This window comes from Granulosicoccus antarcticus IMCC3135, from assembly GCF_002215215.1.
Taxonomy (GTDB): domain Bacteria; phylum Pseudomonadota; class Gammaproteobacteria; order Granulosicoccales; family Granulosicoccaceae; genus Granulosicoccus; species Granulosicoccus antarcticus.
The window spans coordinates 7410325-7423843 of the sequence record NZ_CP018632.1; the positions used below are offsets into that span (position 1 = coordinate 7410325).

The 13519-nt window shown below is 53.8% G+C and carries 10 protein-coding genes; 5 read left to right on the forward strand and 5 right to left on the reverse strand.

Going from position 1 to position 13519, the window contains the following annotated elements:
* Window positions 1–77 precede the first annotated feature (77 nt).
* From IMCC3135_RS32185 to IMCC3135_RS32205, 5 genes are read right to left on the reverse strand one after another with little or no spacing between them, the layout of a single operon-like run.
* Window positions 78–1226, reverse strand: a complete 1149-nt coding sequence (locus tag IMCC3135_RS32185; RefSeq protein ID WP_088921326.1) for an ABC transporter permease — start codon at window positions 1224–1226, stop codon at window positions 78–80.
* Window positions 1223–2377 carry an ABC transporter permease gene (locus tag IMCC3135_RS32190; RefSeq protein WP_088921327.1) on the reverse strand — a complete coding sequence of 385 codons (1155 nt, stop codon included), beginning with the start codon at window positions 2375–2377 and terminating at the stop codon, window positions 1223–1225. Before IMCC3135_RS32190 ends, IMCC3135_RS32185 begins: the two co-directional genes overlap by 4 nt.
* Window positions 2374–4347: an ATP-binding cassette domain-containing protein gene (locus IMCC3135_RS32195; RefSeq protein ID WP_088922197.1), complete on the reverse strand. Its 1974-nt coding sequence runs from the start codon at window positions 4345–4347 to the stop codon at window positions 2374–2376. Before IMCC3135_RS32195 ends, IMCC3135_RS32190 begins: the two co-directional genes overlap by 4 nt.
* Before the next feature lie 31 nt (window positions 4348–4378).
* Entirely contained in the window at window positions 4379–5290 is a 912-nt protein-coding gene (locus tag IMCC3135_RS32200; RefSeq protein ID WP_088921328.1) for an HlyD family secretion protein, read from the reverse strand.
* 29 nt (window positions 5291–5319) lie between these two features.
* A complete protein-coding gene (locus IMCC3135_RS32205; protein WP_169727555.1) occupies window positions 5320–6612 on the reverse strand; it encodes a TolC family protein in 1293 nt (430 codons plus the stop codon).
* A gap of 244 nt (window positions 6613–6856) precedes the next feature.
* Here IMCC3135_RS32205 and IMCC3135_RS32210 point away from each other — a divergent pair, with 244 nt between their 5' ends.
* From IMCC3135_RS32210 to IMCC3135_RS32230, 5 genes are all read left to right on the forward strand, one after another.
* Complete coding sequence (locus IMCC3135_RS32210; protein ID WP_088921330.1) at window positions 6857–9214, forward strand: PAS domain-containing sensor histidine kinase; 2358 nt, start codon at window positions 6857–6859, stop codon at window positions 9212–9214.
* Complete coding sequence (locus tag IMCC3135_RS32215) at window positions 9211–9834, forward strand: response regulator transcription factor (protein WP_088921331.1); 624 nt, start codon at window positions 9211–9213, stop codon at window positions 9832–9834. Before IMCC3135_RS32210 ends, IMCC3135_RS32215 begins: the two co-directional genes overlap by 4 nt.
* A 66-nt stretch (window positions 9835–9900) precedes the next feature.
* A complete protein-coding gene (locus tag IMCC3135_RS32220; RefSeq protein ID WP_088921332.1) occupies window positions 9901–10329 on the forward strand; it encodes a response regulator in 429 nt (142 codons plus the stop codon).
* Window positions 10330–10449: 120 nt separating this feature from the next.
* Window positions 10450–11466 carry an alcohol dehydrogenase AdhP gene (gene adhP / locus IMCC3135_RS32225; RefSeq protein WP_088921333.1) on the forward strand — a complete coding sequence of 339 codons (1017 nt, stop codon included), beginning with the start codon at window positions 10450–10452 and terminating at the stop codon, window positions 11464–11466.
* Between the two features lie 116 nt (window positions 11467–11582).
* Window positions 11583–13517 (forward strand): CHASE4 domain-containing protein, encoded by a 1935-nt coding sequence (locus tag IMCC3135_RS32230; RefSeq protein ID WP_088921334.1) that lies wholly within the window; start codon window positions 11583–11585, stop codon window positions 13515–13517.
* Window positions 13518–13519 lie beyond the last annotated feature (2 nt).

The following is a 13519-nucleotide window of genomic DNA, read 5'->3' on the forward strand; positions in this document are numbered from 1 at the left end:
GTACTCCAGCGTCATGGGCAGAGCAAGCCAGATACACTGATTCCAAGTAGAAATACTCGCTATAGCCCACTATAAAACTAACCAAACTGGCGTCGAAACCGCCATAACCCCAGTGAGAAGTTAAGTCCGCCCAGCACAGACATACCCAGAATCTGCGGCGCCAGGCTGGTGAACGTAGCGCCCTTGAGCAGCACGGCATAGCCTGCATCAATAAAATAATGCAATGGCGACACCAGCATCAACCAACGCATCACCGTCGGCATGGCTTCAGGTGGCGTCCAGGCCCCGGACAGGAAAATCATGGGCGCAATCAGCAGGATGATCAGCATGCCTGCCTGCGCCATGTTGCGGGAGAAGGTTGCAATCACCAAGCCCAGTCCTGAGGTGGTAAACACATACAAGGTGGCCAATCCCAGAAACAACCAGGGGCTTCCCTTGAACGGTACGCCGAAGACACCACCGATGACAAGAAACAGACTGATGGCTGTCAACAAGACAATAACCAGGGTCATTGCCAACACCTTTGAGAACATGACCTGAAAAGCACTCAAGGGCGACACCAGCAACTGTTCGATGGTGCCACGCTCTTTTTCACGAACCATGGCAGCAGCAGGCAGCATCATGGAAAACACGGTAATGATCGTCAGCAATTCTGCGATTGACATGAACCAGCTGTCTTTCTGATTGGGGTTGAACCAGATCCGATGCCGATCATCCAGCACCGGACCTGAAATGCCCCCGTCGGGAGACAGGCCCTGCTGCTTCATGGCCACTTCCATCCCATAACGTCCGGCAATCTGCTGCCCATAGGAACTGGCCAGCAAGCCGAGCACCGTATTGGTGGTGTCCACTTGCATCTGCACCGTACTCTGCTCGCCGCGTAACAGAGATTGCTCAAACCCCTCCGGAATATCCAGCGTCACCATGGCCTTGCCACTGTCCAGATTCTCAATGGTTTCTGAAGAGCGATTCAATGTGCCGACGTTCTGGAAATAGGGCTCGCGAAAACGGCTTGTCAATTCCCGCGAGGCGTAGCTTGAGTCGCCATCGAAAACCATCAACGAGGCATTGTTCAAAGACAGGCTGACGCCTGAGCCTGCCCAATAGATGTCGAAGGTAAAGGCATAGATGGTGAAGATAATGAGAATCGTGTCTCTGAGAAGCTGCATCAGCTCCTTGGAGGTCATGACTCGCATGCGAGTAAACCAGACGCGAGTCGTATTCATGATTTTGGCCGCTTGCTGAAAAGACTATAACCCAGCGCAAACAGCGCCGCCGCATAAAGCGTCAGAATGAGCAGGTCCTGCCACAAGTCAATCATGCCTGTGCCCTTCAGAAAGGTGCCTGTCACAATATCGGCGTAGTACATGGCAGGTAGAGCATGTGCGATCACCTGAGCCTGCCCGGACAGTGAAGGTATGGGCACCAGCACACCTGAATACAAAGCAGCGGGCACCACAGTGGCAATCGCGGTGACAACCATCGCCGCCACCTGTGTCTCAACCAGTACGGATATCACAAGTCCGATACCGGTAGTGCACATAACATAGATGCTCGTGGCCAGCAGAAAGAAGACAAAATCGCCCTTGAAGGGTGCTTCAAACAGGAAGGTTGCCAGCAACCACAGAATAATGGAATTCACCACAGACATGAGCACATAGGGTGTGACCTTGCCAATCAGGAACTCTGCCCGCGATACGGTGGATGCATAGATGTTGTAGATCGAGCCACGCTCTTTTTCGCGCACCACGCCCAGGGCGGTCAGAAAGGGTGGGGACACCATCAGGATCACCATGATCAGTTTGGGCGCAATGGACCAGGTGCTCAACAAACTCTGGTTGTACAGATAGCGCACGCTGACAACCACCGGAGCCAGGGCTTTTGCCGCAAATTCTGCACTGACCCCTTTGGCATTACTCAGATAGTTGGCGAGCAACTCCGAAGAATAAGCCGAGTTGATGGCACTGATATAACCCTTGGTCGTCGATGCCCTGGAGGGAAAGGTACCATCCAGCATGCTCTGTACCGGCGCCGATTTTCCGGCCAGCAGATTCTCTTCGAAGTGTTCGGGAATGACAATGAAGGCTCGCAGTTCATTGGTGGACAACTTCTCTGCCAGCAATGCTTCATCGCGGGAGTAGCCTTTGAAATCGAAATACCGCGAGCTGGTGTAACGAGAAGCGTAGTCGCGGCTGAGCTGGGAATTGTCATAGTCGACGATAGCAAACGGGATGTCCTCGACGTCCAGCGAAAGCCCGTAGCCAAACAACAGCATCAGCATGGCGGGCACCACGAAGGCGAGCACCAGAAACAGACGATCGCGCACAATCTCGCGCCACTCCTTGGAGATGACAGCCTGGATTCGATAGATATTCATGCCGCATTCTGCTCGGTGGCTTTCTCTTCCTGTAATACCCGGTAGACGAATACATCCTCCATCGACAGAGCGCGTGCCTGCATGCCCAGCACCTGTATACCGGCATTGCCCAACAACGATTCAATTCTTGCCCGGCTCTGCTGAGAGTCAGCGGACCACAAATGAATCTTTCGACCGAACAGGGCTGCCCCTTTGTACTCGGCTTCTTCGAGTACACCCAGAGCGACAATGGGATTGTCCACAGACACTTCCAGCAAACCGCCCGCCTCTGCTGTTACCGCACTTTTCATGTTGTCGGGCGTGTCATCAGCCACGACACGTCCGGCATACATCAGCGCCAGGTGGTCACAATGTTCTGCTTCACTCATGTAGTGCGTGGTCACCAGAATGGTGACGTTCTGAACACGCGAAAGATTGAAGAGAATTTCCCAGAAACGCCTACGGCCCAGTGGATCCACACCGGATGTAGGCTCATCCAGAAACAGGATTTGTGGCTTGTGTACCAAAGCACAACCCAGCGCCAGGCGCTGACGCAAGCCCATCGGCAAGCTACCTGCCAATTCCTTTTCATGACCTTGCAAACCTGCCAGCTCAATGATCCAGGCTCCTCGCTCGCGTCGTGTTTTCGGATCCAGGCCATAGACACCGGCAAACAGGTTGATGTTTTCACTCACGGATAAATCCAGATACAAGGAAAACGCCTGCGACATATAGCCGATGCGCTGTTTGATCAATTGCGCTGCAGTAGCCATGCTGGCCCCGGCAACCGTGCCTTCACCACTGCTGGGCAATTGAATACCTGTCAGCATCTTGATGGCCGTCGTCTTGCCGGCACCATTGGCTCCCAGCAATCCGAATATTTCGCCTTTGGGCACCGTGAAGGAAATCTTGTCGACCGCTGTAAAATCGTTGAAACGCTTGCTCAATTCATGCGCTTCGATGGCCACACCGTCGCTGTTATCGGTGGTTGGTTCGAAAACGGGTAGTGCGGCAACCACATCACCTTCCTGGCGCAACTTGGCAACAAAGACATCCTCCAGTCCTGGCGACTCACATTCCAGATGACGGATGGTGAAGTCCGACAGAAAGTCACGCAGACGCTTTTCCGCTTTCGGCGCGTCGGCCTCATCCACCCAGATTCGAATACGAGTACCTACCGCTTCTATCTGTTCGAACTGTTTCCCCAGCGCAAGTAGCGCCCGGGCTTGTGATTCCACCTCAATGGTAATCATCGTGCCTTGTGCCAGATTGCCAATGACATCCGGTTCGCCTTCCGCCAGAACCTTGCCTTGATACATCAAGGCGGCACGCTGAAAACGGGTAGCCTCATCCATATAGGCGGTCGAGACCAGAGCTGTAATACCTTGCTCGCGTAGCAGCTTGGCCAGAATACTCCAGAAATCGCGGCGTGAAACCGGATCGACACCGGTAGTCGGCTCATCCAGGATGATCAGCTCCGGTTCATGAATCAGCGTACACACCAGACCCAGTTTCTGTTTCATGCCGCCCGACAGATTCTTCATGGGCCTGTCACGAAATTTCTCCAGTCGTGTCATGCCCAGCAAACGATTCTTGCGGCGGGTCAGTTCATCTTCTGGAACCAGCCTCAAGCGTGCGAAAAAATCAATATTTTCCTCAACCGACAAGTCTGGATACATATTCAGGCCCAGGCCCTGCGGCATGAAACCAATGCGCTGCTTGACCTTCTCCGCGCTGGCTTCCGAGTCAACCATCGTGTCAAATACCTGCAGTGTTCCTGCCTCGAAAGACAACACACCGGCCACAGCCTTCATGAAACTGCTCTTGCCGGCGCCATCAGGGCCGATCAGACCGTAGATCTCACCCTTGCGAATGTTGATATCGATAGAGTTGACCGCCACGGTTTTGCCATAGCGCTTGCAGAAACCCTTGGCGCTGACAGCGATAGCTGCAGACTCGCCAAGCTCGCTGTTGTGGACCTGTTCAGTCATTGCCATTTCTCTGCTGTCCGTTTCAACCGGCCTACCAGCGTGGCTTTGCCCATTCGACAGACTCATCCCATCGTATGACCGCATCAGCAGGGATACCCGGGCTCAGGCGATGTTCGGCATTGTCAGTGACTGCCAGCTTCACCGCATAGACCAGCTTGACGCGTTCATCAGGTGTCTGAACTTCCTTGGGGGTGAACTCCGCCCGGCTGGAGATATAGCTGACAGTTGCGTCATAAGGTTGATCAGGAAAGGCATCCGAGTAGATCTTTGCCGGCAGACCCAGGCGCAGTTGACCAATCCGATTCTCTGGCACATAGACCTTCAGGTGCAACTTGTCCATATTGACCAGTGTCAGTACCGGAGAGCCCGCTGCGATAATCACACCCGGTTCATGCAGGCGATTGGTAACAATGCCATCAGAAGGTGCTGTCAAAGTCATTTCATCCTGCGCCACACAGGCCTCGTCATAGGCCGCCTCTGCCTGATTCAACTGAGCCTCGGCTGCTGTTCGCTTTTCCTGCGCCACCGTGTCAGCCAATTGAGCCTGTTCCGCTTCACGTTTTGTGGCCGTACCTTCAGCGTACAGTTCCTCGTAACGTTTGGCATCACGTTCTGTCTGCTCGCACTGACTACTGACGGCTTCCACTTCATGCCTTACAGCTTCGGCAGCCTGTTCAGCCTGGCGCACCTTGGCCTCTATCTCGCCCGCTTCCAGCTCTACCAGTACATCACCGGTACTCACCGAATCACCTTCTTCAACAGTGATTCTGGCAATGCGTCCCGGATACTTGCTGGACACAGACACCATGTCACCTTCGATTCGGCCATTGGCCTGCACCAGCCCATCGGGCAAGGGGTCGACTTCCACAAATTGGGTGTAAGCCCACCAGGAACCGATGGCGATTACAATCAGGGCGAACAGAGGGATAAGCTTTTTCATCATGATTTCCAGATTTGATATCAGGGCCGGAGCTACAGCACACCCAGTGATCGCGCCAGCTTGAGCCGAGCCAATGCCGCGTCATAGCGGGCATCGTTGTTATTGAGTTGACTGACTGAACGCAATGCTTCTGCATCGAGCACTTCGGTATTGGTGCCGATTCCGTTCTGGTAGCGATCTTTGGCTACTTTCAGATTCTGCTCGGCCTGCGCAACGGCCTTCTGTGCCACATCCATACGGCGTCGAGCCTCGTTGATGGACAGCCATGCACTACGCACTTGCAATCGAATGCCGGAGTCCAGATCGGCATTCAGATCGCGCGCAGATTGCGCCTGTTGCTCAAGCGCACTGGCACGATGCTTCGCCAGACCACCATCGTAGAGCGCCCAGGAAACACCCAGCGCCACCGATGCAAGATTCTGATCATCGAGCGTCTCGTTTTCCAGATAACGATAGGTCGCGTTCAAGCCCACGGTTGGCAGCGTGCTTCCCCGCTCAGCTTTTCCTTGCAGGGACAAAGCGGATGACTTGTTGAGCAGCGCTGACAACTCACTGCGATTATCCAGTGCAGTCGTCGTCAATTGATCCAGCTCGTCTACGCGCGCCAGTGGATCTACCTGCGGCATGACTTCATCCAGAGACACCTCGGCCTCCAGGGCACGTCCCAATTGCCGGTTATAAGCGGCTTTGGCGATATCCAGACCGTTTGCTGTCTGCAGGGCCTTTTGCTGTGCGTTGGCCAGTGATACCTGGACGGCGAGCAAATCGTTCTGGGGCACTAGACCCTTGTTGAAGAAATTTTCGACATCCGTTGCGTGGCCCTGAAGAGAGTCAACGTTCGCGTTCGCCACCTCAACCGCATGTGTAGCCCGCAGTACCAGCACGAAGGCATCAGCAACAGCCAGTTTCAGATTCTGTACGGCGGCTACCTCCTGATCGCGATTAGCCTCCAGAGCTGCATTGGCAGCACTGATACCGTTGCTGATCTGGCCGCCAGTGTACAAAGGCAGGTTGAGCTGCGCGCTGGCGGCAAGAAAGTTGTCATGACTGACAGCATCAGGCAGTGTCAGACCCAGTGCGCTCAGATCCAGACCCGGCGTATCGTCCAGCTGCGTGAACGCTGCATCCACATTCACCGTGGGCAATCGGCGCGCCTTGGCAGCCGAGACGCTCGCTGCAGCCGCCTGTGTCTGGGATTTCATAGCCTGTAGTGACTGGTCCGAGGACAATGCCACGCCCCATGCCTCTTCCAGAGTCTCAGCGTGGCTGACAGACAGCGGCAGTGCCAAACAGGACAGCACAATGATGATTTGATAAGGGTTCACAAGAATCCATCCAGCCAAGGTTCATGACGAAAAAACACATTCGACACATATGCTCACCCAACTCCCTCGCGCGCACCACCCGCAATATCCGACACCACCCTGTGGAAACTACCTACTTTTTCACCTTATTCGCTCTTGCTCCTAATGCCGATGAACCAGAATCACATTTCGGAATGCAGCATTTCAGTTAACATTCAAAGAATCACGAAGCAATTCGTCTACCCCGCAATGAAGCCAAACTGACGTGCCAGGCACCTCCCACACTCTGACACCACGCTGGCGCCGCTGGACGCCGTTGCTGACGGGGATTTGTCTGGTAGGACTGACACTCATCGGCTGGCAAGCTCTGGAACGACATAGGCAAAACGAACTCAGCAATGCTGCATCCGTAGCCGGCGGATGGATGGCAGTTGCCGTCACCAGAGACCTGCAAGCACGCATTGCCACCCTGGAAAAGCTGGCTGAGCGATGGCCAGCTGGCTATACACCGGACAAAAATCGCCCGGGGATCGATTCCTTGATAGCACTACCCGGCTTTCAAACCCTTGGATGGGTCGATGAATCCCATACCGTCCTGCAACTGAACCCGGTGACGAGCGATGGGGCCACGCCACCTCGCGCTCTGGCCACCCCTTCTGCAATCATAGAAGCGGCCATGTCTGCAATCGGCGAACAACAACATCTGACGGTGTCCGAGCCCTTCCTGCTCGACAACGGAAAGCCCGCACTCGCCTTCTTTGCACGAGTAGAACAAGGCGCTGGACTACTGATGGCCGAACTCGAGCTGGCAGACTGGCTTGACAGTTTGTTGCTTGGAGACACCCGTGGGCTCACCTATAGTCGGGTATTACTCCAGGATCAACAGGTTTACGAACACACCAGCGACGATGAAGACACGGTGTACGGTCCGCCCGTTACCAATCTGTTTTCTACCTACGCGCTGAGCTGGTCCATTCAAGTCAGGTCGAGTAACTGGCCACTGGCACGAATGAATTCGATTTTCTCAACAGCCTTCCTGGTCTTGAGTCTGCTTTTATCCGGAATAACAGCCTGGTTCGTCAGAGTAAAACTAAAGTCGGCTGAGCAAGCAGGAGAGTTGTTCCTCAACACCCAGCAATTGAAATCCTTATGGAAGAGCCTGCCTGGCATGGTCTTTCGAAAGATACTGCGTGACAAAGGTAATCAAAGCCATATGGGCGAAGGATGCCTGACATTGAGCGGGTACGAAAAGGCTGAGTTCGAGCGCGGTAGCATCCTTTGGGAAGACATTATCAATCCGAACGATCGAGCTCTCAGGCAAGAGCAGATCGCCATGGCAAATGCCAGCAGTCCGAACTATTTTGCCGAATACAGAATTTCCTGCAAAGACAAGCGCTTGAAATGGGTATTGGAGAGAGGTCGAATGACTTTCGACAAACTCGGCAACAAGACAATCATTGATGGCCTGGTTATTGATGCCACACCGCGTAAACAGACAGAAACCGCACTGATCGAGGCTGAGGGCTATGCACAGGCAATCGTCGATACAGCCGCTGAAGCAGTCATCACCATCGACGAACTGGGAGTCATCGAGTCGTTCAACCGGGCCGCGGAAACGATGTTTGGCTATTGTCAGCAAGCCGCTATCGGCATGGAAGTCACGCAATTGATGCCCGAGCATTACCGCCGGGATCACCAGGGTCATGTCGATCAGCATGTTGCCGAAGCCGGCACCGTCAAGCACATCAGCGGCAGAGAGCTCACCGGCAAACGCAAGGACGGCACCATATTCCCGATTCAACTATCCATCAGCGCCTTTCAGGGTCAGCAGGGACGACGGTTCGTTGGGCTATTACGCGATCTGTCAGTACAGCGTGCAGCGGAACAGGAAGCCCGGGTGCATCGCGGGCGACTTGCTCATATCGACCGGGTCAACATTCTGGGAGAGATGGCAACCGGCATCGCGCATGAAATCAATCAGCCACTGAGCGCCATTTCCATGTACGCACAGTCCTGCCTGCGCTACCTGGATGCGGGTAATCCCAAACCTGACAGACTGCACGAAGCGCTGGAAAAACTCAGCCAGCAGGCACACCGGGCAGGTGCTGTCATAGAGCATATGCAACAGTTTGCGCGCCAGAGAGACAGCGATCGTGAACAGTTCGATTGCAATAACCTTATCCGCCAGGTCGTGACTCTGGCAGATTCGGAAGCCGTCATGAGGAATATCGACATGGTGCTTGATCTAGACGCACACCCCTGCTGCGCACTCGGTGACGTTGTTCAGATCGAACAAGTCATACTGAACCTGCTTCGCAATGGTATGGAGTCGATGGAAAGTGTGAACTGCCAGCATGGAAGACAGATCAGCCTGTCTACCCGGTGTGATGGCGACACACTCACCGTTGCGGTTTCTGACAGTGGCACAGGAGTATCCGCAGAATCTGCCGACATTTTGTTTCAACCCTTCAAATCCACCAAAAAGATGGGCATGGGCGTTGGCCTGACCATTTGCCAATCCATTGTTCAGGCACACGGTGGCGAACTGGGTTTTAGTAATAACAAGGATCACGGTGCAACCTTCCAGTTCACCTTGCCGAATTTTTCAACGGAAAAAACATGAACACAAGCACTCAACTCGTCTTCATTGTGGACGACGATGAAGCGGTTCGCGACTCGATGAGCATGTTGCTGGACACCATCGATATTGCCCATCAATGCTTCGGCTCAGCGGCAGAGTTTCTGGACTTCTACGATGGCAGTCAACGAGGTTGTCTGGTATTGGACATTCGCATGCCGGGCATGAACGGCCTGGAGCTACAGAAAGAATTGAATCGACGCGAGGCATTACTGCCCATCATCTTCATCACGGGTCACGGCGATATTCCCATGGCGGTCGATGCCATGCGTAACGGTGCTCTGGATTTCATGCGCAAACCCATTCGCGAACAGGACCTGCTGGACAGAATTCAGCAAGCTCTCAGCTATGAAGCTGGCGAGCGTAGCAATCGGGCGACGAGTGAAAATTTGAAAAACCTGATTGCAACCTTGACACTAAAAGAGCATGAAGTTTTCAAGCGTGTCGCCGATGGCCAGGCAAACAAGGTCATCGCTCTGGAACTGGGTGTCAGTGAACGAACCGTTGAGGTGCATCGGGCGCATGTCATGCAAAAACTGTGTGTCCGCTCTCTGGCTGATCTTGTCAGAATCAATCTACTAAGCAGTGGTCAGCTTGCGGGCTGAGAACACCGGGTCCGAATCACTTCTACGTAAAATCCCTTATATTCATGAAGCGATGCTCTGGTGACAATGAGCAGACAGCCGGGGGAGCCGGTGGCCAGGCACGTCTCCATGCGAGAATCAGAACACTTTACGGTCTATGTCATAGACCCCGACCCTGCCATACGTGACAGCGTAGAGCTATTGCTCGAAAGCGGTACAGTTGACGTACTGGGTTTTGAAAACGCGAAGGCTTTTCTCTCACAATACACAGATAAATCAGCGTGCTGCCTTCTGGTAGAAAACGCTCTACCGGATATCAATGGCATGAAACTGATATCGGACATCCGCAAATCCGGAAGCGCAATACCCATTGCGCTCATGACCAATTCCACTGATCAGGGCCTTGCCCCTCTGGCTGCACAACTGGGTATCAACTGCATCATGCGCAAACCCTTGCGCAGTCAACCTCTGCTGGATCAGGTAGAAATCATGCGTCTCTCGGCAAAGAGCGACTGAACAAGCCATTAAGTACTGAGGTAACACTGCCCGCTCTACGTGTTTTCCACAATTTTCAAAAGAATTCTTCGGCCCCATAATCACCCATCATTCAACCTGCTTGCAAAAGGTATTTGCGCCATGAAAATGAAGGCCGCTGTTGTCCGTGAGTTTGGTGCTCCACTGAGTATCGAAGAAGTTGATCGTCCGCAAGCTACCGACGGTCTGGTCGTGGTCAAGGTTGAGGCATGCGGCGTTTGCCACACCGACTTGCATGCCGTCGAAGGTGACTGGCCGGTCAAACCACAACTTCCCTTTATTCCCGGACATGAAGGCGTCGGTGTCGTCGTCGAGTGCGGCAAGGGCGTCACCTCTGTCAAGGAAGGTGACCGTGTCGGCGTACCCTGGCTCTACAGCGCCTGTGGGCATTGCAAATATTGCCTCAGCGGATGGGAGACGTTATGCCAACAGCAGGTCAACGCCGGCTACTCAGTCAATGGCAGTTTCGCTGAATACGTACTGGCCGATCCCAACTACGTCGGCCATATACCCGACGGTCTGGATTCAGCAGCCGTCGCACCCATTCTCTGCGCGGGTGTAACGGTTTACAAAGGCTTGAAAGAAACCGACACCAAACCTGGCGATACCGTTGTCATATCGGGCATCGGTGGCCTGGGTCATCTGGCAGTTCAGTATGCCAAGGCGATGGGCTTGACCGTTATTGCCGTGGATATTGCTGAAAGCAAGTTGAAGCTTGCCACCGCGATGGGTGCAGACTGGACCATTGATGCGAGCAAGAAAGACCCGGCTGAAGAAATTCAGAAAGCCATTGGCGGCGCCGATGGGGTTCTGGTCACAGCCGTATCCCCAGTCGCCTTCAGTCAGGCCGTGGCAATGCTCTCCAGACGTGGCACTCTGGCGCTGGTTGGATTGCCGCCAGGTACATTCGATCTGAGTATCTTCGATACGGTGCTGAATCGCAAAACCATTCGCGGCTCCATTGTCGGTACCCGCATTGATCTTGCCGAGAGCCTGCAGTTTGTTGCCCGAGGACAAGTCAAAACCCACTATACCGTTGACTCTCTCGACAATATTAACGCCATTTTCGACAAGATGCGAGCCGGAAACATAGACGGTCGAGTTGTATTGACTATCTAACAGCCCTCAAGAGGGAGGACTACCGAACGCCTGTTCAACATTCATCTGGCGTTGCCGATAGTAGACATACCGGCCCTGTTCACCGGTACAAATGGCTATTGGGGAGTTGGTTTGACGTGTCACTGAATCAGAAAGTTGCCATGATCGTGGTGCTCGTCTTTGCGCTCTCCGGTGCCGCTAGCCTGGTCGTCCAACAGAGAATGATCATGCCCAGCTTTGTCTCGCTTGAGCGAGACACCGCCGAGAAAGACATTCAACGGGTTCTCGAAGGCATCGGACGTGAGCTCAATCAGATAGGGCCCTCGGTATCGGATTGGGCCTCATGGACCGATACCTATCAGTACGCAAACGGCGAATACCCAGAATACGTAGCCGACAATCTCGATCTGGACAGTACCATGTCCGCTCTTGAGATCAATTTCATGGGCCTGTTCAAAATGGACGGCTCCGTTCTGTGGAATCGAGGCTGGAACCTGGACACAAACTCGCTTCTCGACCTGGGAGCACTGACGGAAGGCTCCCTGTCACCGGAGCATCCCTTGATGCAAATCGCCAGCATTGAGAGTGATGTGTCTGGCATCATCAATACCGCTGTTGCGCCATTGCTGGTGGTGGCAAAGCCCATCTTGACCAGCGACGGTAAGGGGCCACCTGCTGGTGTGTTCATCATGGGACGCTTCTTCAACGATGCGGCGATAACACGCCTCTCAGAACAAACTAGACTCGATGTCACACTCGGTACACTTTCTCAGGCAGTCAAGGACTCCACGGCAATCAACACGACGGGCCTGGTACACAATATGCCATTACTGGAAGAGCGAGCCGATGAGTGGCTGGGCAGTGCACAGCTGCGCGATTTGTATGGCAAGCCTATCCTTGCCGTTCAGGTAAGTACACCGCGCCATATTTCTTCACAGGGCCGTTCGGCGGTCAATATGGCACTACTCTCACTGCTTGTCACCGGCGTGTTCACCATGATCGTATTGTGGCTGGCGCTGCAGCGCGTACTGCTCAAACCACTGAAAGTACTGGCGGATCATGCACAGCAAGTGGGAGCCAGTGACGATCTTCACACCCAGTTGAAACTCAACCGCCATGACGAGATTGGCGCCTTGGCTGATAACTTCGATCAGATGGTGGAAAACCTTGCGCTGGCTCGTCGAAAGATCGTCGATCAATCATACCGTTCCGGCGTTGCCGAAATGGCCAGCGGCGTTTTGCACAATATCGGCAACGCCATTACACCGTTGATGGTAAAGCTTGAAAACCTTGCAGGCGAAATCAGGAAATCGCCCAAAGCTGAAATCAGACAGGCAGTAACAGAACTGGAGAATACGACTACGCCGCAAGATCGCCGAGTCGATTTATCACGCTTTGTAGAGCTTGCCGGTGTGGAACTGGCTGAGCTGTGCGAACGCGGTCTCAACGATGTAAACCGTGCCGTTAGCCAGGTAGGCAATATACGCGATATCCTGAGTGATCAAGAGCGAGTGAGTCGATCGGCACGAGTACTTGAGCCGGTCGATGTCGGCAGTCTGATCAGTGATGCTGCATCCACGCTGATCGAAAGTGGCCATGACACACTGCAGGTTATTATCGATGCCAGTGTCAGCGATTGCGGATACTGCTCAGGTGCCAGAGCTGCATTACAACAAGTGATCAACAACATCCTGATCAATGCTGCAGAGGCGATGGAAGCTCCCGACCAACAGGATGGAAACTTGCGAATCAGTGCTATGGCAAAAGAGTGTGATGGCAAACGCTGCATCAGCTATCGCTTTGATGACGATGGCGTCGGCATTGAGGCGGCACACTGGAACGACATTTTTCAACGCGGCTTCAGCACAAAGAACCGTGATGGTTCCGGATATGGACTGCACTGGAGTGCTAATACGCTACAAGCTTTGGGCGGCTCATTGCACCTGTTACAAGACGATGATCATTGCGGAGCTAGTTTCGAGATGACACTGCCTGTCGCAACTCCGGCTGGTAACAGTGCGAACGATGCAGAAACTGGTGCCGTTTTCCCGGCTACCGGCACGGGAAACTAGAG